Origin of the sequence: Paenibacillus durus ATCC 35681 (genome assembly GCF_000993825.1) — a bacterium.
In the GTDB taxonomy this organism is placed as follows: domain Bacteria; phylum Bacillota; class Bacilli; order Paenibacillales; family Paenibacillaceae; genus Paenibacillus_AQ; species Paenibacillus_AQ durus_B.
In genome coordinates, this window is record NZ_CP011114.1 from 53459 (window position 1) to 77268 (window position 23810).

The following is a 23810-nucleotide window of genomic DNA, read 5'->3' on the forward strand; positions in this document are numbered from 1 at the left end:
CTATGGATACATCATCTTTATTGGTTCTAGGCATCGTCATCATACTCGCACTCGGCTTTGACTTCATCAACGGCTTCCATGATACGGCGAATGCGATTGCAACTTCCGTATCGACCCGGGCGCTGTCACCGCGTACGGCGATTATTATGGCCGCGTGCATGAACTTTATCGGAGCGATACTGTTTACCGGCGTAGCTAAGACCATCGGCGGCAGTGTAACCGATCCGACGAAGCTGGACAACGGGATCGAAGTCGTCATTGCTACGCTTGTTGCCGCGATTATCTGGAACCTGATCACCTGGTGGTTCGGTATTCCCTCTTCTTCATCCCATGCGCTGATCGGAGCGCTCGCCGGAGCGGTCTACGTAGGGGCGGGCTCGGATCATATCAAATGGAGCGGATTTAGAGACATTGTAGAAGGGCTTATCTTCTCTCCGATTATCGCTTTCGTTATCGGATATATTGTCATGACTATACTCAAATGGATTTTTGCGAAGCAAAGTCCGCATACGGTTAACAAAGGCTTCCGCACGATGCAGATCATAACGGCCGCTTTCCAGTCGTTCACTCACGGAACGAATGACGCGCAGAAAGCAATGGGGATCATTACGTTTGCGCTTGTCACCTCCGGCCGTCTGGATACGATGGAGGTTCCGGTTTGGGTAAAAATTTCGGCCGCGACCGCTATGGCGCTCGGCACCTCAATCGGCGGCTGGAAGATTATCAAGACGATGGGTACGAAAATATTCAAAATCGAACCGATCAACGGATTTGCCGCCGACATTTCGGCAGCTTCCGTTATCTTTTCGGCGACGCTGCTGCATTTGCCGGTAAGTACTACCCATGCGATCACGTCAGCAATTCTTGGCGTCGGCTCAGCGAAGCGCTTCTCCGCAGTCAAATGGGGCGTAGCGGGCCGGATCGTCGTTACCTGGTTTATTACGATACCGATCAGCGCGGCGCTGGCAGGCATTATTTTTAAAATTCTATTTTAGCTCTGAAGCGGTAATACGCGGGGCCGGATCGACAACGTCGATTCGGCTTCTTTTCTTGCATAAAGGGACAATCGGAAGCGACTTATGTCACAAAAAGTTACAGCAAAACGATAAAAAACATTAATCAATGAGAAAAGAAAATAAAATACCTCACAATTCTCGAGGAAAATTGCGGTTTTAATATGAAAATCATTGTAGGAAAATGTAGTTTTCCATAGTGTCTACAGTAAGGTTGTTTTCAAGTGTTACCATAGCTGACAGCAAGGCGTTTTTTAGAAGATTCCAAATGTCAGGGCAATATAGAGCAAGGGGGGGACAGTCGTTGATCGATTTTCAGCAGGTAGATAAACATTACGGACAATTCCACGTACTCAAGAGCATCAATCTGCATGTTGAGGAGGGGGAAGTGGTCGTTGTGGTCGGTCCGTCCGGCTCGGGCAAGAGTACGATGCTTCGCTGCATCAATCGTCTGGAGACGATTACGAGAGGGCAGCTTACCGTAAACGGCGCGGCCATTAATGACAAGAAGACGGATATCAACAAAGTCCGGCGGGATATCGGCATGGTGTTCCAGCACTTCAATCTGTATCCGCATAAAAAAGTAATCGAAAACATCACGCTGGCGCCTGTCAAGGTGCTGGGCGTACCGAAGGCGGAGGCCGAGCAGACGGCGATGTATTATCTGGAGAAGGTCGGCATTGCCGGCAAGGCGCAGTCCTATCCGAATCAGCTCTCCGGCGGGCAGCAGCAACGTGTGGCGATCGCCAGGGGACTTGCGATGAAGCCTAAAATCATGCTGTTCGACGAACCGACGTCGGCGCTGGACCCGGAAATGGTCGGCGAGGTGCTTGACGTTATGCGGACACTGGCCAAGGAAGGAATGACGATGGTCGTCGTTACCCACGAGATGGGCTTTGCCCGCGAGGTGGCGGATCGCGTGATCTTCATGGACCAGGGACAGATCGTGGAGGAAGCCGCTCCGGAGCAATTCTTCGCAAATCCGCGCGAGGAGCGCACGCGAACTTTTCTCAGCAGGGTATTAAGCCACTAAAAATATAATAAAAACTGGGGAGGAACAAACATGAAAAAGAGTTGGAAGCTGTTAAGCGTAATGATGATCGCCATGCTGCTCATTCTTGCAGGCTGCGGCGGCAACAATGCGGGTGGAGGCAACGCCGCTAAGGGAGAAAGCGGAGCGGATGGAATCGCGACGATCAAAGAGCGCGGCAAACTGCTGGTCGGCGTTAAATTCGACACGAAGCTGTTCGGTCTGAAGGACCCTGCGAGCGGCCAGGTTGAAGGCTTTGACATCGACATTTCCAAAGCGATCGCGAAGCATATCCTTGGCGACGAAAATGCAATTGAGCTGAAGGAAGTAACCTCCAAGACACGGATTCCGATGCTGAACAACGGCGAAATCGATATGGTCGTAGCGACGATGACGATTACGGAAGAGCGAAAGAAAGAAGTCGATTTCTCCGACGTCTACTTCCAGGCCGGACAATCGCTGCTCGTTAAGAAAGGAAGCCCGGTTAAAGGCATCGCGGACATTACGAAAGACTCCACAGTGCTCGGCTCCAAAGGCTCCACTTCGGTTAAAAATATTAAAGAAAAAGTTCCGGGCGTAACCGTGCTCGAATTCGACAACTACCAGGATGCTTTCACTGCGCTGAAAACAGGCAAGGGCGACGCGCTGACGACGGACGACGCGATTCTCTATGGTATGGCAGCTCAAGACCCGAACTATGAAGTGGTAGGCGAACCGTTCACCGATGAGCCTTACGGCATTGCCGTGCAAAAGGGCAACAGTGCGGTAGTTAAGGCGATCAACGACACGCTGGCCGAGCTGAAATCGAGCGGCGAGTACGACAAAATCTATGAAAAATGGATCGGTAAAGCGCCGGCCAAGTAAGTTTATATAAGGCAGGTTCACTGCTTAATGTGCATGGGGATGCACACAAAGAGGGGAATTATAGAAAAATCGGCTTAAAGTCGGCATCAGCGAAAGGATGGGACGGGCGATTTCCGCTGGCCATCCTTTCGTGCTTGTCAGAGGACGACCGTGAAGAGAGCACGGGGAACAATAGAAAATTAGAGATAGTTATAAGTACAGGACTATGCCAATCGCTATTATGAGACAAAAGGCAGGTGATCAAGATGCAGTTTTCCATTTTGACGGACTATTTCAGCACTTATATGGAAGGATTCCGCGGTACGATTCTTTCCAGCTTGCTGGCGCTAGCAGGGAGCTTTCTGCTGGGTACCCTAATTGCAGTATTCCGCATTTCTACCGTAAGAGCGCTGAGATGGTTCGGGACCGGGTACGTTGAGTTTATCCGCAATATCCCGCTCCTGCTCGTCGTATATATTTTTTACTACGGCCCATCGGCATTCGGCTCGTCTCTGGACGGATTTACGGCCGGCACCATTGGCCTTACGGTGTATACGTCGGCGTTTATCGCCGAAGCGATCCGCGCAGGAATAGCGGCTGTTCCCAAGGGGCAGACCGAAGCGGCGCGCTCATCAGGCCTGACCTATGTGCAGACGATGATTTATGTCGTGCTGCCGCAAGCGATCAAGCTGGTTATTCCGCCGCTCGGCAACCAGTTCATCAACCTGATCAAGAATTCGTCGGTGCTGACGATCGTGGCCGGACTTGATCTAATGTATTTTGCGGATATCGTCAACAGCGATACGTTCCGTACGTTCGACACCTACGTATTCGTCGCGCTGTTCTATCTGGTGCTGACTCTGCCGCTCAGCTATGGCATGAGAGTATGGGAGCGCAGATTGCAGCGCTAAGAATCCCCACAAAGTGAAGATGGAGCTCCGAAGCGAAGTCCGAATACTTTGCGGGGACCCCGGAAGAGAAAAGTTAGCCCCACAAAGTGTAGAGAGTGCTAACGGAGCGTATTCCAAGCACTTTGCGGGATCGAAAGGAGGATAAACGATGGATTTTGCCGGCGCTTACTCGGCGGATAATCTTAAATTTTTGCTGGACGGATTGTATGTCACGCTGATTGTCGCTTTTACGGCGATTATTCTCAGCTTCCTGCTTGGCTGTATCATCGGTGTCGTCCGCTATGCGAAGGTTCCGGTATTGTCGCAGATCAGCTTCGTATTTGTGGAATTGAGCCGCAACCTGCCGCTGCTGCTCATTATCTTCTTTATGCGCTTCGCGCTGCCGGAGGTTGGAATCAAGCTCGGGCTGATGACAGCGGCGATTGCGGCGCTGACGATTTTTGAAGGGGCGATGATTTCGGAAATTGTGCGCGGCGGACTTACCTCGGTTGACAAAGGGCAGATTGAAGCGGGACGCTCGTCGGGACTTACGGGAGTGCAGACGCTGTGGCATATCGTGCTTCCCCAGGGTCTCCGGCGCATGGTTCCGCCGTTGGTCAGTCAGTTTATTTCCCTGCTGAAGGACACATCGTTGGCGGTAATTATTTCTCTGGCGGAACTGATGCACAATGCCGGAATCATTATCGGACACGGCTACAACTATACGATTCCGACGCTGCTGCTTGTAGCGCTGATCTATTTTACAGTCAATTTCCTGCTGTCCCAGCTGTCCAAACGCCTGGAGACAAAGAATGCATGATGCCATGACGAAGTCGTTTTTCGTAGTATTTTATAGGAATTCACAGCGGTTTATGGTACTATAATGGCTAATACTAGCACGCGGGAGTATTGGCTAATGGGGCAGCCGCTTAACCGACATCCATATATTCAGATTCTGCTGGTCGCGGTTGTAACGGCGATTGCCGGGGAGTTCAAGATCAATCCCTATGCTGGCGACATCTTCAGAATCGGCTTAGGCAGCAGTGCATTTCTGCTGTTTTTGCTTTTGTTTCGGCATCTTCCGTTTATACTCACCGGCGTGGCTACGGGCGTATCCGTGCTGCTGTTCCGGACAGGCCTTGATCTGGCGGGAACGGATTTTACCCTGCTGGAGATTATGGCCAGACACTGCTCCGCGATGGTGTATTACATAGTTTTCGCTGTACTGATGCGTGTAATCAAAGAACGGATGGACGGTTTCCATCCGCTGGTGCTGGGGGCGGTGGCAGCAGTCATCGATCTGCTCTCCAATGAGATGGAACTGCTGACCCGGCTGTTTGTGCTGGGAACGACCTCGTTCCGCCTGAATGAATGGACGTATCTGATGGCGATTGCCATGCTGAGGACCTATTTTACGACCGGTCTATACAGCAGCATATCGATTAGCCGGCTTCGGCTGGTGCAGAAGGAACAGAACCGCCGGATGGAGCAGATGCTCGGCTTCGGATCGGGCCTGTACGGGGAGGTGTTCTATCTGCAAAAATCAATCGGCACGCTGGAACAGGCTACGCTGGACAGTTATGATTTGTATCGCAGTCTCAAAGACGGCGGAGAGCCGGCCCACAGCCGCCAGGTGCTCCATATCACGCAGCAGATTCATGAGGTGAAGAAGGATTCGCAGCGGATTCTGGCGGGTCTGACGAAGCTGGTGGACCGTGAAGTAACCGGCGACATGCCGCTGTCTGGCATTCTTCGTTTTACCGTGAAGAGCAACCAGAAGTATGCCGACATGCTTGGCAAGAATATCACGATCATTCAGCAGACCACCTCCGATTATGCCACTGCAAGCTATATCCCTCTGCTCACGCTGCTCAATAACCTTACAGCCAATGCCGTCGAGGCGATCAAGGATACGGGAACCATCTATCTGAACATATACGAAAAAGAAGAAATGACCGTGCTGACGGTCACCGACAGCGGCGGCGGTGTGAACGACCGCGACCGCGAGCTGCTGTTCGAGCCGGGCTTCACAACCAAATTCGATGATGAGGGCGTGGCGGCAACGGGAATCGGACTGTCGCATGTGCAGGATATCGTCAGGTTATTCGAGGGCAAGATTACGGTCAGCAACGCCCCCTATGCAGGAGGGGCCATGTTCAAGATCGCCATTCCCACGAAGAATCTGCGAAAGGAGGAGTAGAGCATGCCGCTATCTTTCTGTATTGTTGACGATGACCGGAGCGCCAGAAGAATGCTGCAGCATATTATCGAGGCCAGCGGGCTTGGCGAAGTGACGGGGACAGCCGAAGGCGGCCAGGAAGGCGTCAGGCTTATTCTGGAAGAGTCGCCGGACATTGTGCTGATGGATCTGCTCATGCCCGACCAGGACGGGATTGAGACAATCCGCTCCCTGCAGGCGCAGGGCTGCAAGTCCAAGTTCGTCATGATTTCGCAGATCGAGAATCAGGATATGGTCGGAAGGGCGTATGAGAGCGGCATCGAATTCTTCATCCGCAAGCCGATTAACCGGATTGAGGTGGAGACCGTGCTGCGCAGGGTGAACGAACGCTATGCCATGAGCCGCTATCTGGACGAAATCAAATCGAGTCTGGAGAAGCTGGAAGGGCTTCAGTTCGGAGGGGCTCCTGCGATTCCGGCCCGGCGTACGGTTAAGGATGCCGTTCAGCCAATCCTGATGAACATGGGCATGATCGGCGAGAGCGGCAGCCGCGATATTACAGCAATCATGGAAATCCTGATGGAACGGGAGGATGCGGGAACGCTGCCCCCGCTTAAGGAGTTGTACGAGGCGGTGGCCGCCCGTTATAAAAAGGGCACGAGCGACATCGCCAAGGAAACAAAGGCTATCGAGCAGCGGCTGCGGCGGGCGCTGGCGACGGGGCTGACGCATTTGGCCTCCATCGGTCTGACCGATTACAGCCATCCCAAATTCGAATACTACGCGCCGCTTTACTTCGAATTTGAGGATGTGCGCGCCAAGATGAAGGAGATTGATCAGGGCCGGGAATCCGGCAAGGCCAAAGTGAATATTCGCAAATTTTTGCAAGTAATGGCTCTGGAGCTTCAGGAAGGACTAGGGCGCTAATAAGATCCCCTCCCGAATTTGGGCAGGGGTTATTTCTGCTGTACAATGATGAAAGCAAGGCACCTTAAGGAGGGCAGGAGGATTATGATACGGACACTGGCGGTAACCCATCAGGGGGAGGTGTTGATGGACAAGCCGCTCTTTGAAATTAACTTGGAGGATTACAAATGGATATGGGCGGATTTTTCGGAACCTACTTCGGACGAGACGATGCTGCTGGATACCTATTTTCACTTTCATCCGCTGGCGATTGAAGACTGCATACATGTGCTTCAGCGTCCGAAGCTCGATTATTACGAGGATGTGCAGTTTTTTGTGCTGCATGCGTTGAATGAGACGACACTGAGTGCCGAGGAGGTGGATTTGTTTGTCGGCAAATCGATTTTCGTGTCCTATCACCTCCATGAGCAGGTGGAGCTGGAAGAAGCCTGGGATCGGGTTGTAAAGGAACTCCATAACCGGAAAGGCTGGTCCGGCGGTCCGATGCTGGCGGCTTACACGGTGATGGATAAACTGGTGGACAACTATTTTCCAAGCCTGTATATGATTGAGGACGAGCTGGCGGAGCTCGACAGCAGGGGGGGCCGCGAGTCGGTGGAGGAACTGCTGTCCCAGGTATTCGATGTTCGTGGGCGCCTCTTGAAGCTGCGCCGGACGATTGTGCCGATGCGGGATTTGATGTACCGGATTCTCAATTCCCAGCATATCCAGAGCAATGCGGAAGAGCGTATGTATTTCGGCGATATTTACGATCACCTGCTCAAGCTGACGGATATGATCGAGACCGACAGGGAAATGACGTCAGACCTGCGCGACAGCTACATATCGCTGAATTCCAACCGGATGAACTCGATTATGAAGACGCTGACGGTCATCACAACCATCTTCATGCCCTTAACGCTGATTGCCGGGATTTACGGTATGAATTTCAAGGTAATGCCTGAACTGAACTATGCCTACGGGTACCCCCTTGTCCTGCTCATCATGGTGCTGCTGGGGGGAAGCATGGTGCTGTGGTTTCAAAGACGGGGCTGGTTTAAGTAAACGGGGCAGTAGAGGACAGGAGCGCATCAGAAAAGCACCGTTTAGGGGTTGCTGATGCGTTTATATGCGCTGCGATGATGGCCAATTTAATGCGTTCGTCCTCTAGTCTTTGACCATCATTGCTCGTGTTGCTGATTTTACGTGGTTCTTCCGGTTCAAGATGATAAATACAACAGCGGCAGACTAAGACGCAAAAGTAAAGTCCTAGACTGGCCGCTGTATAAAGGGCTAGAATTTCTCGGTGCTCAGGTTCCTGAAAGCATGTAGGGTCACGTAACAAATCTGATTAGGCAGGCACGTAGTGTTCAAAACACGCCAGCTCGATAACTTGCAACATGAGGCTGCCGCGGATGATCAATCCTTGCTGAAGTGAAGGGAACCGTTGGTTTGTTTTTGTTAAGCGACTTCACCAGTTGGCATGATGAATGCGGATTACCACGCTAAAACTCCTCTCTCATTCAGGAATTCACCGTTGTGACGCTTACCATCTGTTGCGTAACCTACGATAATGGCGGCGGCCTCCTCTTTAGATTTACCGCCTTCAGCATTGCCGTTCAGATCTGTTGTAGTAAAACCCGGCGTTACTGCAAAAACTTGAGCGTTGCTGTTTCTTAATTCATAGGCCATGGAAAGGGTCATGGCATTGTTGGCCGTTTTAGACGAATTTTAGTCAAAGGCGTTTAATGTGAATTTAGCATTTTGCATATGGTCAAGTGAGGCCATGTCGGTCGATACATTTACGATAGTGCCTTCGTTATCCTTAATTAACGGAAACAAATGCTGGTTTAATCGGAAAGTACCGAAAAAGTTGACTTCAAAGGCGTTGCGCAGGTCTTCTTCTCTGGTTTCTGTAAAAGAGCGAGAGAAAGCGCCTGGCATACCGGCGTTATTGATCAGAAGCTTCAAGTCTGGGTAATTCTTTTTGATCATATCTGCAACCTGCTCGATCTTCTCCAAAACGGTCACATCTACTTGTACGAACTCCACGTCTAGCCCCTGGGCAGCTAGTTCAGACACGGCTGTCTGGCCTCGTTCGATGCTGCGAGCGCCAAGGATTACTTTCCAGCCTATTTCACCAAGCTGTTTTGCAATCTCAAATCCAATTCCTTTATTAGCGCCGGTTACAAATGCGGTCTTTTTCATACAAATCCTCCATTCCAAATTATTTTTTCGTTTAACGATTTATTAATTTTCGTTGAAACGATTCGCGAAATCAGATGGAACCGCCATTGGCACGGATAGTCTGCCCGTTAATCCATTGGGATTCGTCGCTCGCCAAGAAAAGCACGATTTTGGTGATGTCCTCCGTTTCCCCTAATCTCCCTAAGGCATTCATACTGGCAAACGTCCTAATCTGCTCTTCCGATTTTCCGGCGGTAAACAGTTCCGTGTTCACCGGCCCCGGCGCGATCGCGTTGATCGTAATTTTCCTCGGTCCAAGCTCCTTAGCCAGATGACGCGTAAATTGCTCGACGGCACCTTTCGTCCCCCCATATAGGCTGTACGTGGGAAGCATCATCCCTACAATAGAAGTAGAGAAGTTAATAATGCGGCCGTTCTCGCTCATGGTCCGCGCCGCTTGCTGAATTGCGAAGAATGTTCCCTTCACGTTAATTGCGAAATGCTTGTCGAAGTCCTCTTCCGTAATGGCGGTAAGCGGCTTCGTCGCCATGACGCCAGCGTTGTTCACGAGAATGTCTAATCGCCCATAGGCCCGTAGCGTTTCGTCGAACAGCCGTTCAACTTCAGAAACTTTCCCGACATCGGCTTGCACGGCAATTGCTTCGCCGCCACTTTGTCTAATACCGTTCACGACTTCTTCTGCTTTCGCTGGACTGCTTGCGTAATTCACAACGACCTTCGCGCCAGCCAAAGCCAACGTTTCGGCTATCTTCTTCCCGATGCCTCGAGATGCTCCTGTTACCAATGCTACTTTCCCTTCCAGCGTTTGAACCATTATTGATCCCATCCTTTTTATAATTTGATATGATTCCGTCTTACATCACGGCCGATGCAGTGAGCAATTCATCTAAACCTATGCGGCGAATGAATTCAATACGAACTTTCTCGGAAAGCTCCGTCACCTCTTCGGCACCGTCATTGACGAAATCAATGACAGCGCGAGCGGGGCGGCTGCCAGTCGGCAAGCTCACGATCCGAGCGACTTCGTCGGCCACGGCTTGAGGGTCGGCTTCGGGAGGTGTAAGGGCACTTAAACGTGCGCCGACCTCCTCGAGCAGGCCGTTGATCCGCTCGTACTCCGAAGAAGTCGCGTTGTCTTGCGGTCGGCCCGCATTCGGGAAGTGAGAAGTCCCTTTCGTAAAGGCTCCCGGCACGACAAAGGACGTCTCAATACCGAACTTCGCGACTTCGTAGGCCATCGTCTGCGCCAGAGAGTCCATGGCCGCTTTCGCTGCGACGTAAGGTCCAAGGAACGGAGGAAATCCGCCTCTTACGGTCGTGCTGCTGATCCAAAGTAGCAATCCGGATTGTCGCGCCCGCATGTACGGCAGTGCTGCGCGGTTGACTCGCTGTGAGCCGAGGACGTTCGTCTCGAACACATTCATGATTTCCTGCGGGGTATAGGCTTCCACGACCCCGACGACGAGATGGCCGGCATTGTGCATGACTACATCAAGTTGACCTTGTTCTTCTACGATGGTTCGAACCGCTTGATCCGCTGAGGTTTGCGACAATACATCTAGTTCAATTGGCCTTAAAGTGTACCCATGAGCCTCGGCATAATTGTAAAGTTCCTCCGCTTTCTTTGTGTTTCTACCGCTGATGTCGCGCATGCTGGCGTATACCGTATGTCCCTTTGCTGCCAATGCCTTCGCGGATAAATAACCGATTCCAGAGCTGGCTCCTGTGACAAGAACGATATTTCCTTCCTTCTTGACCATTATTCTCACATCTCCTCTCTTGTCGATCCCAATATACACCTGACACATATCAAATGTCAAATAACAAAATTATAATATTGTCATTACATTCATCTCTCTCTTACTCTCCAAGATTAATTCAAGCCAAACAGCTTGACTAGCGCGAAACCTAAACCCGAGAGAAGGAGAGGACCGATCATATCGGCGGCGAATTTTTCTTTGATACGAACTAAAGAGGAATGTAACAACAATGGCTATCCATGTTTTGTGGAAAGGCTTCTTTCTAAATGCAATATTAAAAAGGCAGCGACGACTAGACCCTCTAAGGCCTAGACCACCGCTGCTTTTATTTATGCTTTCGTTCTATGTTTTTGTAATAAGGATTGGTACAGCTTATTAAACCACTTATCGTAAACCGGACAAGAGCAGCTGCCATACGGCGTCGAACCCCTTGTCGATTTCCGGATTCTTCCACTCCGGCGCATGAGCGGGATGGTGGAAACTGCTCGTCGCCAGGAAGAAGGCACGGGCCTTATTTGCCGCATTTCCGCAGCGTATGTTCTTTTTTTCGAGATGAGGGTTTCAACCCACAATCTCAACCTCTCTTCCGCGCTTCCTTCCTGCTTTTCCGCCTCCGCCTGCAATGGAAGCAAGATACTGTTATATAACCACCGTTCCGTAACGGCTTCGCGCAAAGCCGCATGCGAAGATAAAGGCGAAATAAATTTTCGTGACAAAAATGTATATTTGTCACTTGATATTTGTCTCGAAGTTAGTTTATATTAGATTCAACTAACAAATCTTATCGATAAAGGAGTTTTAACAAATGAGAATTCATGCCAAGTACCGTCAGCTTCTTTTCATTTCGTCGATGTCGATCACGTTAACGTTCATCATGTCCGGTATCATGACTTATGTACTCGAGGGCGGTTTAATCCCGCATTTCATGAGCGCATGGATGAAAGATTGGGGCATTGCTTTCGTGATCGCATTCGGGCTTAACTTTTTCCTTCCGGTTAGAATTCGCCGCTTCGCAAACCGCTTTAAGAAGGGGCAGTTGGTTGTCTATGTATTAACGATTTCGTTCATCATGACTTTTATCTTGTCCTTTGTCTTGACTGCCATAGCCATGCGCGGTTTTATCCCTGGATTTGCAGGCTATTGGATGGGAGCCTGGCGCGTCGCCTTCAGCATCGTCTTCGTATTGAATTTCTTCCTGCCACAATGGGTCGGCCGAATCGTCGGCACATTGATCATGAAACCCGCAAATACCTCTGTAATCACAGGCGTATCCGTGTAAATCCGACGAACAACTACTCCAGACGGTTCCCCTCCCCCTTCGGTCTACGGCATAAAGTTCAGGCCGCGCCTTCTCTTCAAGTACATATGGGGCTCTGGCGGCTGAGGTCAAAATGACGATCCCTGCCGCCAGAGCTTAAGGCGGCGCCGTTTACTTGCGGCGCCGCTTGCCGGAGGACGAGCCGGAACGCCGCCGCCCCGAAGAGCCCGATGTGCGGCGCTTCGGGGCGCTTCTTTTGCTGCGCCGGCGAGGCTTGTAGGCTGCGGAATCTTCCTCCGCTGCGAGCAGACCGGTCGCCGCGCCAAGCGCACCCGCCCCTTTTCCTTTGCCTATGCTGCCCATAACGAGCTTGAACATCGGAGCCATCTGCTGAAAGCCCTGCATCACCTTCTGTACTTTACCTATGGAACTGACGAGCCCGTCGATTCCCCCCATGCGGTCGATTATGCCCTTGATCTGCTCCATGTTCCCCATGTTGGCGAGTCCGCCGAGGTTTCCGAGCAGTCCGCCGCTTTTAGTAGCCGCCTCTGCTGCTGCCGGAGCAACAAGCGCGGTTTCGGCTGTTTCCGCTCCCACAGAAGACAATGCGCCTGCTCCTCCGGGTCCCGGCACCTGCACGTAAGTATTGATGCCAGGGTAGGGAGACGAACTGAACGATTCAGCCAACCCGCGGCTGCTTCGAGGGGAATGATTATAGTAATGCTGAGGCATGATATCACATTCCTTTGTCGGTTATTTTTGCTATACTGTATGTCATGGGCGAACATAAGGTATGGACGGATGCCCGGGGTAACAGGGATAAGAGCGGAAAAGGGCAGACGCCCAGCAGCCGGGGGAATCTTGAATAATCCTTGTCCGGCTTTGTTTTTGACGCCTTGATGCAGTAAGATAGGGAATGGTGCTGATAGATGGGAGAGCAAAGCAGGCAGCAGCAGACATTAATATTTTGTGCGTATGGAGTGGACAATTGTCCGCCATTTTCATTCTTTACAGCGTGAAATCGTTAATGCTTGAAAAAAGCGCTCTGGTGCAATATAGTAAAGGCAGTAAGCCACTTTAGGGGATGATTATATTATGCAGCTTAAGAAGCTGAACGATAAAAGTATCGATCAACTGTTTGAAGCCATTTTAACTTTAAAAAATATGGAAGAATGCTATGTGTTTTTTGACGACCTGTGCACGGTAAACGAGATTCAGTCGCTCTCGCAACGCCTTGAAGTTGCTCGAATGCTGGGCAAAGGCTGCACGTATAACCAGATTGAAGCGGAGACCGGAGCGAGCACGGCGACGATCTCGCGGGTCAAGCGGTGCCTTAACTATGGTAATGACGGCTATAAGCTGACGCTGGAACGCTTGGGGCGCTGATAACGATGAACCCGGGCGTGCTCATCATCAGTCACGGTTCGCGCGATACGTCCTGGGTGGCTATCGTTGATGAGGGTGTAAATGAATTATCGCTGCGGGAGGATCTTCCCGTGGCGGTTTCTTTTTTGGAGCTGGTGGAAGGGCGTTCCATTCAGGACGGAATCGACAGCTTGGAAGGACAGGGCGTTACGGATATTCTGGTCATTCCGCTGTTCGTCTCATCGGGCAGCACCCATGTTGATGAGATAGCCTATGCGCTCGGGGTCAAGGATGAACCGGAAAAAGAAACCGATCTTGAGCGGTTTAGAGTAACCGCCCGCGTTCACTATGGCGCCCCCGTCGACGACGATCCGGATATCGCGGTCATGGTCTGGGATAAGGTCCGGGAGCTGTCGGCCGATCCCGCCAGGGAGACGATACTGCTGGTCGGCCACGGGAGTATGCATGCCGGCTTCCGCCAGCGCTGGGAGCGTGGAATGTCGTCGCTGGCGGAACGCGTCCGCAGAGTCAGCGGCGTTGCGGCAGCAGATTACGCGCTGCTGAGCCCGGACAACGCGGGTGATAAGGTGCGGTACTGGCGTGAACAGGGGCATGAGGTGCTGGTCGCGCCGATTTTTTTAAGTGAAGGCTATTTCACCAAGAATGTCATTCCGGGGAGACTCCAGGGATTAATCTATAAATATACCGGAAAAACGCTGCTGCCCCACCCGCTGCTGCCGCACTTTATCGCCGCCCAAGTAGAGGAGATGCTGAAAAGGCTGCGCGGGGGAGAAAGTTAGGCAGGCGTGTATTCCGTACCTGATCCGTAGATAGTGCAGTTGTCGTTCTCCGGGGCTGCGAAGCGCATTCGGCGTGTTCATTTCATGCTTCATGCGCTGCGAAATTCCCGCTGCTTACAGTCTCGCAAATGCGTCTATTAGGGGCTGTATTTGGCAATCCCCATGTGCTTTTTCCTCTCTTACCCACATATATTGATTGTGCCCTTCAGAATTGGGTATAATCAGTTAAGTTGTTAATAAAGAAACGGGTGAGAGTTCCGGAAATGAAAACTGCGAGATTGATATATAACCCAACTTCCGGGCGGGAAGAAATGAGGAGAAGGCTAGCCGATATTCTGGAACGTCTTGACCGGGGCGGCATTGAGGCTACCTGTCATGCGACGACGGGCGAAGGCGATGCGACGGAAGCCGCAGCGGATGCGGTGAATCGCGGATATGATCTCATTATTGCGGCTGGCGGCGATGGGACGCTGAATGAGGTGGTTAACGGGATGGCGGAGAAGCCGAACCTTCCTCCTCTCGGGGTGCTTCCGCTGGGAACCACAAATGATTTTGCGCGTGCTATGGGGATTCCAAAATACTGGGAAGAATCCTGTGATCTGATCATTCAGCAGCAATCGCGGCTTATTGATCTTGGCAAAGCCAATGACCGCTATTTCATCAACATTGCTGGCGGCGGCACGCTGACCGAGCTGACATACGAGGTGCCCAGCAGACTGAAGACGATGATGGGGCAGCTCGCCTATTATTTAAAAGGAATCGAGAAAATGGCCAGCCTGTCCCCGACAGAACTGGTGATCCGCGCCAACGGACAGGAGCTGATCCATGACGAGTTCATGCTGTTCCTCATTGCCAACACGAATTCCGTCGGCGGGTTCGAGAAGCTCGCTCCCGATGCGCGGATCGACGATGGGCTGTTCGATGTGATCGCTCTGAAGAAGTGCAACCTCGCCGAGTTAATCCGCCTGGTCACCCTGGCGCTGCGTGGCGAGCATCTGCAGGATAAGAAAGTCGTGTATTTCCGCACAAATGAAATGGAAGTCACCTCTCCCGGCCATGTCCAGCTCAATCTGGACGGAGAGCTTGGCGGGACCCTTCCGGGCCATTTCCGGATACTGCCCCAGCATTTGCGGATATTCGCGCAGAATTCGTAAGCAGGCTGAAGGCGAAAGGCAATATACACCATGAATAATGAAGATCATGAAAGAAGTGAAACCGAGCGAATGAATAATAACCGCAGCGGCCGCCGTCAAGGCCGCCGGGACAGCAAGGCGGAGGTCACCTCCGGGCTGCCTGTAAATAAAAACGATGAAGTCGTGCTGGATATCATCGGCATGACGCATGAAGGTGAAGGGGTAGGCCGGGTAGAGGGCTATACCCTTTTTGTGCAGGGGGCGCTGCCCGGAGAGAAAGTCCGGGCCAAGGTGCTCAAGACGAAGAAGCAGTACGGGTATGCCAAGCTGCTTGAGCTGGTAGAGGCAAGCGCTTCCCGCATCGCGCCGCCCTGCCCGATCTATGACCAGTGCGGCGGCTGCCAGCTGCAGCACATGGACTACGCCGCCCAGCTTAAGTGGAAGCGGCAGCTTGTGGTGGACAACCTGGAGCGGATTGGGAAGCTGGATGTGGTGAAGGATGGGGCGGACGGAGAGCCGCTGGGTGAACGGAAGCCGAGCGGGGAGCCGGGTGAGGCTGGCGGTGAAGCTGATGAGAGGTTGCTGGCTGAACGGAAACAGATCGGGGAGTCGGATAAGGACGGCGAGAAAACGGATGGGGAAGCAAGGAGCCCGGTGAAAGCAGTGCCAGGTGCTTCGGGAGACTCTGCAGGCGTTTCGACAGATGAGGTTTCAACGGGAGCGAACACTCCGGCTCCCGGCGGACCGACGGAAGCAGCAGGACAGGGAAGGAATGCCGCTCCGGGCGAGGCTTTCCGTTCCGGCGGTATCGTGGTGCGGCCGACGCTCGGCATGGACGAGCCTTGGCGGTACCGCAACAAGGCCCAGGTGCCGATCGGCGCTGCCGACGGCGGCTTGGTCGGCGGATTTTACGCGCGCGGCAGCCACCGCATCATCGACATGGAGACCTGTCTGATTCAGCATGAGCATAACGACGCCGTAGTATCGGCGGTCAAGCGAATCGGCCGGGAGCTCGGCATCTCCGCTTATAATGAAGAAACCGGCCGCGGCCTGCTGCGGCATGTTATCGTCAAGAAGGCGTTCCGCACGGGCGAAATGATGCTGGTGCTGGTGACCAACGGACGGGATATCCCGCATGTGGACGCCTGGATCGGCAGCATCCGAGAGGAACTCCAGGATGTCGTGAGCATCTGCCAGAACGTCAATACGCAGCGGACGAACGTTATTTTTGGTGGCGAGACTCGCGTATTGTGGGGCAGAGACGTTATATATGATTATATCGGGGATGTGCAGTTTGCCATTTCGGCGCGCTCTTTTTACCAGGTGAATCCTGCGCAGACCGAGGTGTTGTATGGCAAAACGGTCGAATACGCCGGACTAACCGGCCGCGAAACCGTCATCGACGCCTACTGCGGCATCGGTACGATCTCTCTCTTCCTCGCGCAGCATGCGGATAAAGTGTATGGTGTCGAGATCGTGCCTGAAGCCATCGAGGATGCGCGGTCGAACGCTGAACTGAACGGTATGAAGAATGTGGTGTTCGAGGTCGGCGCATCCGAAGACGTCATCCCGAACTGGAAAGCGAAGGGCGTTACCGCCGACGTCATCGTCGTCGATCCCCCGCGCAAAGGCTGCGACCCCCGCCTGCTGGAGACCATTCTAGAAATGAAGCCGGAGCGTGTGGTGTATGTGTCCTGTAACCCGTCCACCCTGGCCAGGGATTTGCGGGTGCTAGAGGATGGAGGGTACAAGACAGTGGAGGTGCAGCCGGTGGATATGTTTCCGTGGACGGTGCATGTGGAGTCGGTAATATTGATGGTTCGTTAAGAAGCCAGACCATATGCGGTCTGGGCTTTTCTTATGTTCGATTTGGTTGACTAACAGATGCTCAATACGTCGCTTTTGGAGCAAACTGACCTTGATTCTTTAGAGTATAGTCAAAAAAACGAAGGATAAGTTCATTTTGAGTTTCAATCGCATAATATTTATCGATATCTGCTTTTCTGCCTTGTTGCAACAGGTTTGCCAATATAGGTGAGAATAGAGGTAGATCGGTCAAACTTAAATGTTTTGCACCTTTAAAATGAACAGTGTATGCATCTTTAAAATTTTTATTCGAAATTCTATTCGCGATATACGGAGAACTGCTGTCGAGCTGTATCCACACATCATCCGAATAAACGTTAAGAAGCGGGATGGTGAAAGCTTCGGATTTTGCAGTTAATTCGTTCGTAACTTTATCATACACAAGCTCGCTATAGAAAGGAGCATCTATATTTACTACGGCGTCAATGTCATCGCGTTCTCTGCTCAGTGCTACGCTTGCCGAACCCCCCATAGAATGGCCGAACACGCCTATTTTCTGTGTATCGATGCGTTCATATACAGAATCTTTTTTTTGCTCGGCTTGTTCCAAAATCGTATCCATGACAAAATCCATATCATCCGTTCGCAATTTCATCCATTTTTGATTAAGCTCGAAAAACTTACCAAGCGAATAAACCCCTTCTATATTTGCATTGCTGAATTCTTGCATGTACTCGGGATTAATCGTCACGACCTTTCCATCCTCGGAAACGGTATAAAAAGAATGATAGGGATGGTCAATCGAAACGACGACATAACCGTGGCTCGCAAGTTCTGTAAAGGTAGAAGTGTTGCTGGTTTTAATTCCGAATGCTCCATGGGAGAACACAAGCAAAGGATAGGTTCCGTCTGCCTGTTCAGGATACCAAAATTCCACGTTAACAAACCGGTTGTCTTCCTGATCCGTAAATTCTTCGATACGATTCTTATCCATATAGGTGTAAGTAGCGGTCGCCACTGCGTACGGACCTGTCACTTGCGGCAGCCTATACTGTGGAAAAAGTAAAACAGGAACAAGGGTAACGACTACGGTCAGTGCTAACAAAAGGAATTTCCATACCGTAGAAAAAGCTTTGTAACGCAGAGTGTGTGTTTGTTTGCGCAGGAGCGCAACCATTTCCTTGAACGCTAATATAAAGAGCAAGCCTGCAAACAGCCCCCAAGTGTACTCCCATACGACAACTTTCCCAAAGCTCAACATCATGAATCCTATAAACATTGCGATCCTCGTCCAACTCTTTATCTTGCTGCGGCTTTGCTTGGTTACAATGGAATAAACGGCAATTACCAGCTTGAAGACTAACGTAACAACAAGGATTAAAATCTCCATAAGACTTCTCTGCTCCTCCTCCAACTTTTTATGGTTCATCATAATAAATGGAAGAGCAGGTGTATACGCATAAACGATAAGCTGTAGCTGAGAGCCAATAAGTTGTAAAAAAACAACGCAAAGATGTGTACTTACGCTGCGAATACAACTTTATTGGGGAGCGGTTTGTGTATATCTTCTAAACCTCGTTTTTAAATGTTTTTAGTCTTTCATTGATCTTTTGAGCTTCCTTTTTGTCATTCTTATATGTCAGCAGGCGAACGATAGCGTATACTGCGGCAATTTGCAAAGCCAATAATAGTATGCCGAAAGTGCCGTATACGAGATTCAATAGGACGGCCAGAGAAATTAATAGGGCTTCCAGAAAAAAGAAATGTAAAATCACTCGGAGGCGCATTTTATTCTCGCTAACCGCATGCGGCGTATATAAAATGATTCCGGTCAAAGCACCCAGAAAAGAGAAAGCCATAATTATAAAAATCGTCTTTAATTCGAAATTTGCATCAGGAGCATAGATTTGCCGCAAAATAGCGATGATTATAATGATGGAGGCAAATATAATTAAGAAATCTCTAATCATTTCTTTTATGAGCTCGGAATACTTCATATAGGCCCCCCCTTTTATAATCCAAGCATATGTTTAAGTATTGGTACATACTGCCGTGATATGAATACCTTTTCCCCGTTATCCAATAATGCTTGAAAACGGCCGCTGATCGACGGATGAACACTGGCAATCTTAGCTATATTTAGAATGGTCGATTTGGAGGCGCGAAAACAATGTTTCTCTTTGCATAGTTCCTCCAGTTCATAAAGCTTTTGTTTGACTTCATGAACGTTGTTCTTACCATACGCAAACACTTTTCCGTCAACAGCTTCAAAATAATAAATATCACTAAGTTTGATGCGGCTGATCTTATCCTCATGATAACCAAGTATAATGAGCGTTTCGGTTTTTATTTTATTAACGAGCTCATGTATTTCTTCGTCTACTTGGTGACACCTGATGCGGATCTCCTCTTCTTCTGTATGGTCTATTACTTCGATGGAAATTTTGATAGAATCACCCTCGGAAATTCGAATTAAAACTTGTTAACTTTTATAATACGAGAATCATAACGTGATTTACCATGATATTTTATAAAGATACGATATGAGTTCACATTCACCGTCATCTATATTACTATAAATTCAGATTATATTAGCAATGAATCCTTGTGGATATATAGCAGGGATATTCGTCTCCAATGAAGCGCAATCGAAAGGGATTGGGACAAAACTTCTTGAAACAATAAAGGAGCGTTATTCCGAGCTTAGTTTAACTGTATATAAAAAGAACATGAAAGCCGTCAATTTTTATCAACGAGAATTATTTGTAATTAAGCAAGAACAGATTGATAAAAATACGGAAGAAGCAGAGTACCTCATGGTATTTATAAATACAGGAAGACTGATTTTCGTTCAGAACCTGATCAAACGATTGGTTGTATTATTCTTACTATATTATGCGTATCATAGCAAAAAAGTGAATGGTATAATGAACTAAAGTTCTTACAGATTACACGGATAGGACGGTGAGGATGATGGGGATAAATCGGGAAGAATTAAAAAGGTTAATTGATCAGATACCGGAGCAAGATGCACTCCAGGTGTACGATTTTATTGGGTATTTTAATATGAAACGGGAAAAAGACAATACGCCGTCGTTGGATATTTCATCGTTGTCGAAGGACCCAGATCTGATCCGGCAGGTGCTGCACAGCCGAGAGGATTGTGAACAAGGGCGTGTCTATGGAAGGGAAGCCGGACTCGAATATTTGCAGGCATAGGTAAAGTAATTCGAGCATGGACAGAGTATATAATGTATATTGGACGCAATCTGCTTTGGATGAAATGAGCGCCATACTTGCATATCCTCCGGAAGTGAAGGAGTGTATTTACCTGGATTCGTTTGAACGGTTGCAGTATACACCTACGCTTACCGCTAAGTAAATCAATAGGGGCACACTTCGGGGACTCTGAGCAAGGCTTGGACTTTAACAGGTCATTCTGGTATTTGAGGTTGATGAAGAAACGGCGAAGGTATGGATATATGGCATTAAGCATAAGCGAGAAAATGTTTATTGGAAACGCAGCGGAAGATAAAGTGAAATGGATAGATACAGACTCCACTCCGCGGCGGAGTTTTTTTGACTCAAGCTGCAGTACGCAGCAACCTAATAGATTCATAACTTCATCCGTGATAGCCGCTCAGGGCATGTGGAGAGTGTGGCTTTGTTGGCGAGAGGTGGTATAGATCGCTGAGATTACAGTGGTGGAAAGGGTTTGGGGAGTAGTACAGATGGGATGATAATTATTAAACAGAAGATGAATTTAGCAGAGTTGACTAATTGTTGAGGAATCAACAGATTAATTTGAGATGCGCCTGATTCTTGAATCAGGCGTTTTCAATTTTGGTATAGAGGTTTTACTTCTCGTGTTCAAACGGTAAAATCAAAATCAATTAAAAAGGGGGCATGGCTAAAGTATTTTATTCTATAAGGCATAGTTGAAAATTGATTTAGTGTTGAGAGGTGGAGAATTTAAGCAATCCAAGTCAGTGCAATTATCAGCTTTGCAAATGTGGGGCTTTAGCCTATATGGAAAGCAGGTGTTTTGAAGAGTCTAGTCGAATATTTTCAGTTATTTTGACGATTCCTCAACCATATTCTTGACATATTGGGTAGTATGGTATACAGATTTATGCTTCCCGATAATTAGTGGCGTTTTATATCGTGTATAATTTAATATGGTAAAGTTGGTTTGTGGATTAGACTGGATAGAGTTCATAAACACTGAGTTTCAATTGGAGGACTATTAATGGATCAAAGATTGCATAATCAAATCGTTAATTTTATATGGAGTATTGCAGATGACTGTCTTCGTGATGTTTATGTCCGGGGCAAATACAGAGACGTGATCTTGCCGATGACGGTCATTCGTCGTCTTGATGCAGTGCTAGAGCCAACAAAAGATGCTGTGCTTCAAATGAAAGCTAGCTTAGATAATGCTGGTGTAATAAACCAAACAGCTGCACTTTGTAATGTGGCGGGTCAAGCTTTTTGCAATTCGTCCCCTTTTAAGCTTAAAGATCTCAAATCTAGGGCGAAGCAACAGCAACTTAAGGCAGACTTTATTGCATACTTAGATGGATTCTCTCCTAATGTACAGGAAATACTTGAAAAATTTAAGTTTAGAAACCAAATTGACACAATGATCGAAGCAGATATTTTGGGCGCGGTTATTGAAAAATATGTAAGTCCAACCATTAATCTTAGCACTGAGCCGGTCCTCGACGACAATGGCGAAGTTAAACTCCCTGCACTTGATAATCATTCGATGGGGGTAATTTTCGAGGAGCTTATACGCAAATTCAGCGAAGAAAACAATGAAGAAGCAGGAGAACATTTTACTCCTCGTGATGTTGTTGAGCTTATGGCAGATATCGCTTTTTTACCAGTAGCCGACAAGATAACGGATGGTTCATATCTTGTTTACGACGGTGCTTGTGGTACCGGCGGAATGCTTACTATTGCAGAAGAAAGATTGCAACAACTGGCTGCAGAACATAACAAAGAGATCTCCATAAATTTATTCGGGCAGGAAATTAACCCTGAAACGTATGCCATAACAAAAGCGGATATGCTGCTTAAAGGCGAAGGCTTGCAAAATCGTAAAGGTTGTTTCTGGAAGTGCCCAGAATGTGGGGAAGCTGATCACGGAAATTGTGGCCATTCGTGATATCGTCATTTAAAAGCACAAGCACCGGGCTTCCCTGACCGGCGCTTGTGCTTATTTTCTTCTAAAGATCTTTTCCCAATCGTTAATTACTTCTGCCTGAGTCAATAATCGACTCCTTAACCATTGTGATGTTTCCCATTCACTTATAGCTTGCTGTCTGGTTTTAAAGAAACGGTAATCACAAATATTCCAGGAACAGAATAACTTCCGGTACCATTTACCATTTTTAACGTCCCCTGTGTAGCGGCGTACGGCTTTGCTAACCTGTCGTTTACACCAGCGGGTACCTGGGGTGTCGTGGTCTGTCCATACCGGTAATTTTTTTACACTTCTGCTCATTTGGCTTTCTAACCTCCTTGGGGGAAGCTAGAGGCCGTCTAATATTTTCATATTTCACCTCATCAAAAGTTTGTTGTTATCTGTATATAGACGCTGTAGATATAAATTGATTCCTTTAATTAGGGGGATTTTCTCCTACAAGCACAGGTGCAATCCTCTCGCGGAACACGTCAATGGAATTCCGCTTGTGACGCTGCTGGTCCTGAGTGAGGACGACCACAACGTCCAGCTCAGGGAGACAATAGACGAATTGTCCGCCGTAGCCGCGGGCATAGAAATACTCCACGGCGTTCGAAGCTGCATCCGGCACTGCGACGCCCGAAACGGCGCCCGCGAAGCGGTCGGTCCACCAATGCCAGCCGTAGCTGCCGTGGCGGGGCGGCTCGGTGCCGACAGCAGGGCTGACAGCCCGCCGCACCAGGGTGCGTGAGATCAGCTGCCTTCCCTCCCACATGCCCTGCTGCAGGTACAGCTGGCCGAATCTCCACAGATCTATGGGCCGCAGCTTCATGCCGAAGCCTCCGGTATGAACGCCCTGTGGGTCTTCCTCCCATTCATATGCCTCGATGCCAAGCGGGCGCAGCAGATGCTGTTCCGTGAACTGTGCGGTGCTCATGCCGGAGCACATGGCGAGAATCGCCGACAGCAGCTGGGAATTGCCGGAGTTATACACCATGCGCGTTCCGGGAGTGTTCTCCAGCGGCTGTTCTAGCACATAATGGACCCAATGGGCGGAGCGGGTCATCTTGGGAAAAGAGTTGCGCCCGCCGAACTCGTCCCAGCTCCAGCCTGCGGTCATCGTCAGCAGGTGCTCTAGCGTAATCTCCGCTTTGCGGGGATCATGGTCGCGTGTGAGCTGAGGGAAGAAGTCGCTCAACCTGGTATTTGCAGACGGGACGATTCCCTGATCCATTGCAATGCAGATGGAAGCGGATAGGATGCTCTTGGTGCAGGAATTGATGCGGGCAAGCTCCTTACGGGTAAGGTCATCCCTGTAATGCTCCAGCAGCAACCGGCCGTTCCGGCTGATCAGGCAGCTGCGCAGATCAAGCGGAGCGATAGCGGCAGTCAGCTCGGATAGATTCATCGTAGGCGGCCTCCTTGTACATG

General features: G+C 49.7%; 27 protein-coding genes. 16 read left to right on the top strand and 11 right to left on the bottom strand.

Annotated elements, in window-relative coordinates; translation table 11 throughout:
- The first annotated feature begins 2 nt into the window (after positions 1-2).
- The 8 genes from VK70_RS00240 (at position 3) to corA (ending at position 7926) form a co-directional block, all read left to right on the top strand.
- A complete protein-coding gene (locus VK70_RS00240; protein WP_025697499.1) occupies positions 3-995 on the top strand; it encodes an inorganic phosphate transporter in 993 nt (330 codons plus the stop codon).
- 322 nt (positions 996-1317) lie between these two features.
- Positions 1318-2046: an amino acid ABC transporter ATP-binding protein gene (locus VK70_RS00245; protein WP_025697497.1), complete on the top strand. Its 729-nt coding sequence runs from the start codon at positions 1318-1320 to the stop codon at positions 2044-2046.
- A 30-nt stretch (positions 2047-2076) separates the two neighbouring features.
- Positions 2077-2907, top strand: a complete 831-nt coding sequence (locus VK70_RS00250; protein ID WP_025697495.1) for a transporter substrate-binding domain-containing protein — start codon at positions 2077-2079, stop codon at positions 2905-2907.
- 245 nt (positions 2908-3152) lie between these two features.
- Positions 3153-3797, top strand: coding sequence for an amino acid ABC transporter permease (locus VK70_RS00255; protein WP_025697493.1), 645 nt, complete (start codon positions 3153-3155; stop codon positions 3795-3797).
- A gap of 148 nt (positions 3798-3945) precedes the next feature.
- The gene (locus VK70_RS00260) at positions 3946-4596 is read left to right on the top strand and encodes an amino acid ABC transporter permease (RefSeq protein WP_025697492.1); all 651 of its coding nucleotides are present in this window, start codon (positions 3946-3948) and stop codon (positions 4594-4596) included.
- A gap of 96 nt (positions 4597-4692) precedes the next feature.
- Positions 4693-5976, top strand: a complete 1284-nt coding sequence (locus VK70_RS00265) for an ATP-binding protein (protein WP_046722600.1) — start codon at positions 4693-4695, stop codon at positions 5974-5976.
- 3 nt (positions 5977-5979) lie between these two features.
- Entirely contained in the window at positions 5980-6882 is a 903-nt protein-coding gene (locus VK70_RS00270) for a response regulator (protein WP_025699057.1), read from the top strand.
- A gap of 84 nt (positions 6883-6966) precedes the next feature.
- A complete protein-coding gene (gene corA, locus VK70_RS00275; protein WP_025699055.1) occupies positions 6967-7926 on the top strand; it encodes a magnesium/cobalt transporter CorA in 960 nt (319 codons plus the stop codon).
- A 432-nt stretch (positions 7927-8358) separates the two neighbouring features.
- Here the strand turns inward: corA and VK70_RS28750 are convergent, their stop codons facing one another.
- The 5 genes from VK70_RS28750 to VK70_RS29190 form a co-directional block, all read right to left on the bottom strand.
- Positions 8359-8553 (bottom strand): Rossmann-fold NAD(P)-binding domain-containing protein, encoded by a 195-nt coding sequence (locus VK70_RS28750; protein WP_233277744.1) that lies wholly within the window; start codon positions 8551-8553, stop codon positions 8359-8361.
- A 39-nt stretch (positions 8554-8592) separates the two neighbouring features.
- Positions 8593-9069, bottom strand: a complete 477-nt coding sequence (locus VK70_RS00280; RefSeq protein WP_233277745.1) for an SDR family NAD(P)-dependent oxidoreductase — start codon at positions 9067-9069, stop codon at positions 8593-8595.
- 70 nt (positions 9070-9139) lie between these two features.
- Positions 9140-9883, bottom strand: coding sequence for an SDR family oxidoreductase (locus tag VK70_RS00285; RefSeq protein WP_025699053.1), 744 nt, complete (start codon positions 9881-9883; stop codon positions 9140-9142).
- A gap of 40 nt (positions 9884-9923) precedes the next feature.
- Entirely contained in the window at positions 9924-10829 is a 906-nt protein-coding gene (locus VK70_RS00290) for an SDR family oxidoreductase (protein WP_046722601.1), read from the bottom strand.
- A 384-nt stretch (positions 10830-11213) separates the two neighbouring features.
- Positions 11214-11366, bottom strand: coding sequence for a hypothetical protein (locus VK70_RS29190; protein ID WP_158454091.1), 153 nt, complete (start codon positions 11364-11366; stop codon positions 11214-11216).
- A gap of 268 nt (positions 11367-11634) precedes the next feature.
- On the opposite strand from VK70_RS29190, the gene VK70_RS00295 reads away from it, so the two are divergent.
- A complete protein-coding gene (locus VK70_RS00295) occupies positions 11635-12108 on the top strand; it encodes a DUF2798 domain-containing protein (protein ID WP_025699050.1) in 474 nt (157 codons plus the stop codon).
- A gap of 150 nt (positions 12109-12258) precedes the next feature.
- Here VK70_RS00295 and VK70_RS00300 read toward each other — a convergent pair whose 3' ends face one another.
- Positions 12259-12819 (bottom strand): hypothetical protein, encoded by a 561-nt coding sequence (locus VK70_RS00300; RefSeq protein WP_025693832.1) that lies wholly within the window; start codon positions 12817-12819, stop codon positions 12259-12261.
- A gap of 363 nt (positions 12820-13182) precedes the next feature.
- Between VK70_RS00300 and VK70_RS00305 the strand changes: the two genes are divergently transcribed.
- The 4 genes from VK70_RS00305 to rlmD all read left to right on the top strand — a co-directional run bounded on the left by VK70_RS00305 (position 13183) and on the right by rlmD (position 17212).
- On the top strand, positions 13183-13473 hold the full coding sequence (locus VK70_RS00305; protein ID WP_025333183.1) for a YerC/YecD family TrpR-related protein: 291 nt from the start codon (positions 13183-13185) through the stop codon (positions 13471-13473).
- Between the two features lie 5 nt (positions 13474-13478).
- Complete coding sequence (locus VK70_RS00310) at positions 13479-14252, top strand: sirohydrochlorin chelatase (protein ID WP_025693833.1); 774 nt, start codon at positions 13479-13481, stop codon at positions 14250-14252.
- A 263-nt stretch (positions 14253-14515) separates the two neighbouring features.
- Entirely contained in the window at positions 14516-15406 is an 891-nt protein-coding gene (locus tag VK70_RS00315) for a diacylglycerol kinase (protein WP_025693834.1), read from the top strand.
- A gap of 69 nt (positions 15407-15475) precedes the next feature.
- Positions 15476-17212, top strand: coding sequence for a 23S rRNA (uracil(1939)-C(5))-methyltransferase RlmD (gene rlmD, locus VK70_RS00320; protein WP_046724009.1), 1737 nt, complete (start codon positions 15476-15478; stop codon positions 17210-17212).
- A 61-nt stretch (positions 17213-17273) separates the two neighbouring features.
- Here rlmD and VK70_RS00325 read toward each other — a convergent pair whose 3' ends face one another.
- The 3 genes from VK70_RS00325 to VK70_RS29295 form a co-directional block, all read right to left on the bottom strand.
- On the bottom strand, positions 17274-18581 hold the full coding sequence (locus VK70_RS00325) for an alpha/beta hydrolase family protein (protein ID WP_025696949.1): 1308 nt from the start codon (positions 18579-18581) through the stop codon (positions 17274-17276).
- Between the two features lie 178 nt (positions 18582-18759).
- The gene (locus VK70_RS00330) at positions 18760-19188 is read right to left on the bottom strand and encodes a DUF3021 family protein (RefSeq protein ID WP_025696950.1); all 429 of its coding nucleotides are present in this window, start codon (positions 19186-19188) and stop codon (positions 18760-18762) included.
- Between the two features lie 14 nt (positions 19189-19202).
- Positions 19203-19664: a LytTR family DNA-binding domain-containing protein gene (locus VK70_RS29295; RefSeq protein ID WP_324607994.1), complete on the bottom strand. Its 462-nt coding sequence runs from the start codon at positions 19662-19664 to the stop codon at positions 19203-19205.
- Between the two features lie 124 nt (positions 19665-19788).
- Here VK70_RS29295 and VK70_RS26165 point away from each other — a divergent pair, with 124 nt between their 5' ends.
- The 3 genes from VK70_RS26165 (at position 19789) to VK70_RS00350 (ending at position 22361) form a co-directional block, all read left to right on the top strand.
- A complete protein-coding gene (locus VK70_RS26165; RefSeq protein WP_051505141.1) occupies positions 19789-20127 on the top strand; it encodes a GNAT family N-acetyltransferase in 339 nt (112 codons plus the stop codon).
- Between the two features lie 34 nt (positions 20128-20161).
- Positions 20162-20410, top strand: coding sequence for a hypothetical protein (locus VK70_RS00345; RefSeq protein ID WP_233277747.1), 249 nt, complete (start codon positions 20162-20164; stop codon positions 20408-20410).
- Between the two features lie 1030 nt (positions 20411-21440).
- Positions 21441-22361 carry a type I restriction-modification system subunit M gene (locus tag VK70_RS00350; protein ID WP_025696953.1) on the top strand — a complete coding sequence of 307 codons (921 nt, stop codon included), beginning with the start codon at positions 21441-21443 and terminating at the stop codon, positions 22359-22361.
- A gap of 51 nt (positions 22362-22412) precedes the next feature.
- Here VK70_RS00350 and VK70_RS26870 read toward each other — a convergent pair whose 3' ends face one another.
- Together VK70_RS26870 and VK70_RS00355 are read right to left on the bottom strand one after the other, a co-directional pair.
- A complete protein-coding gene (locus VK70_RS26870; RefSeq protein WP_081754920.1) occupies positions 22413-22700 on the bottom strand; it encodes a hypothetical protein in 288 nt (95 codons plus the stop codon).
- A gap of 115 nt (positions 22701-22815) precedes the next feature.
- Complete coding sequence (locus VK70_RS00355; RefSeq protein WP_046722603.1) at positions 22816-23787, bottom strand: serine hydrolase domain-containing protein; 972 nt, start codon at positions 23785-23787, stop codon at positions 22816-22818.
- Positions 23788-23810: the final 23 nt, after the last annotated feature.

Bases quoted from the DNA above. Each gene is read 5' to 3' on its own strand.
- VK70_RS00265 (WP_046722600.1), top strand. From the start codon at position 4,693: ATGGGGCAGCCGCTTAACCGACATCCATATATTCAGATTCTGCTGGTC.
- corA (WP_025699055.1), top strand. From the start codon at position 6,967: ATGATACGGACACTGGCGGTAACCCATCAGGGGGAGGTGTTGATGGAC.
- VK70_RS00290 (WP_046722601.1), bottom strand. From the start codon at position 10,829: ATGGTCAAGAAGGAAGGAAATATCGTTCTTGTCACAGGAGCCAGCTCT.
- VK70_RS00295 (WP_025699050.1), top strand. From the start codon at position 11,635: ATGAGAATTCATGCCAAGTACCGTCAGCTTCTTTTCATTTCGTCGATG.
- VK70_RS00300 (WP_025693832.1), bottom strand. From the start codon at position 12,819: ATGCCTCAGCATTACTATAATCATTCCCCTCGAAGCAGCCGCGGGTTG.
- VK70_RS00315 (WP_025693834.1), top strand. From the start codon at position 14,516: ATGAAAACTGCGAGATTGATATATAACCCAACTTCCGGGCGGGAAGAA.
- VK70_RS00350 (WP_025696953.1), top strand. From the start codon at position 21,441: ATGGATCAAAGATTGCATAATCAAATCGTTAATTTTATATGGAGTATT.
- VK70_RS28750 (WP_233277744.1), bottom strand. From the start codon at position 8,553: ATGGCCTATGAATTAAGAAACAGCAACGCTCAAGTTTTTGCAGTAACG.
- VK70_RS00310 (WP_025693833.1), top strand. From the start codon at position 13,479: ATGAACCCGGGCGTGCTCATCATCAGTCACGGTTCGCGCGATACGTCC.
- VK70_RS00355 (WP_046722603.1), bottom strand. From the start codon at position 23,787: ATGAATCTATCCGAGCTGACTGCCGCTATCGCTCCGCTTGATCTGCGC.
- VK70_RS00305 (WP_025333183.1), top strand. From the start codon at position 13,183: ATGCAGCTTAAGAAGCTGAACGATAAAAGTATCGATCAACTGTTTGAA.
- VK70_RS00270 (WP_025699057.1), top strand. From the start codon at position 5,980: ATGCCGCTATCTTTCTGTATTGTTGACGATGACCGGAGCGCCAGAAGA.
- VK70_RS00240 (WP_025697499.1), top strand. From the start codon at position 3: ATGGATACATCATCTTTATTGGTTCTAGGCATCGTCATCATACTCGCA.
- VK70_RS00330 (WP_025696950.1), bottom strand. From the start codon at position 19,188: ATGAAGTATTCCGAGCTCATAAAAGAAATGATTAGAGATTTCTTAATT.
- VK70_RS00255 (WP_025697493.1), top strand. From the start codon at position 3,153: ATGCAGTTTTCCATTTTGACGGACTATTTCAGCACTTATATGGAAGGA.
- VK70_RS00260 (WP_025697492.1), top strand. From the start codon at position 3,946: ATGGATTTTGCCGGCGCTTACTCGGCGGATAATCTTAAATTTTTGCTG.
- VK70_RS26870 (WP_081754920.1), bottom strand. From the start codon at position 22,700: ATGAGCAGAAGTGTAAAAAAATTACCGGTATGGACAGACCACGACACC.
- rlmD (WP_046724009.1), top strand. From the start codon at position 15,476: ATGAATAATAACCGCAGCGGCCGCCGTCAAGGCCGCCGGGACAGCAAG.
- VK70_RS26165 (WP_051505141.1), top strand. From the start codon at position 19,789: ATGAATCCTTGTGGATATATAGCAGGGATATTCGTCTCCAATGAAGCG.
- VK70_RS00325 (WP_025696949.1), bottom strand. From the start codon at position 18,581: ATGGAGATTTTAATCCTTGTTGTTACGTTAGTCTTCAAGCTGGTAATT.
- VK70_RS00285 (WP_025699053.1), bottom strand. From the start codon at position 9,883: ATGGTTCAAACGCTGGAAGGGAAAGTAGCATTGGTAACAGGAGCATCT.
- VK70_RS00280 (WP_233277745.1), bottom strand. From the start codon at position 9,069: ATGAAAAAGACCGCATTTGTAACCGGCGCTAATAAAGGAATTGGATTT.
- VK70_RS00345 (WP_233277747.1), top strand. From the start codon at position 20,162: ATGATGGGGATAAATCGGGAAGAATTAAAAAGGTTAATTGATCAGATA.
- VK70_RS00250 (WP_025697495.1), top strand. From the start codon at position 2,077: ATGAAAAAGAGTTGGAAGCTGTTAAGCGTAATGATGATCGCCATGCTG.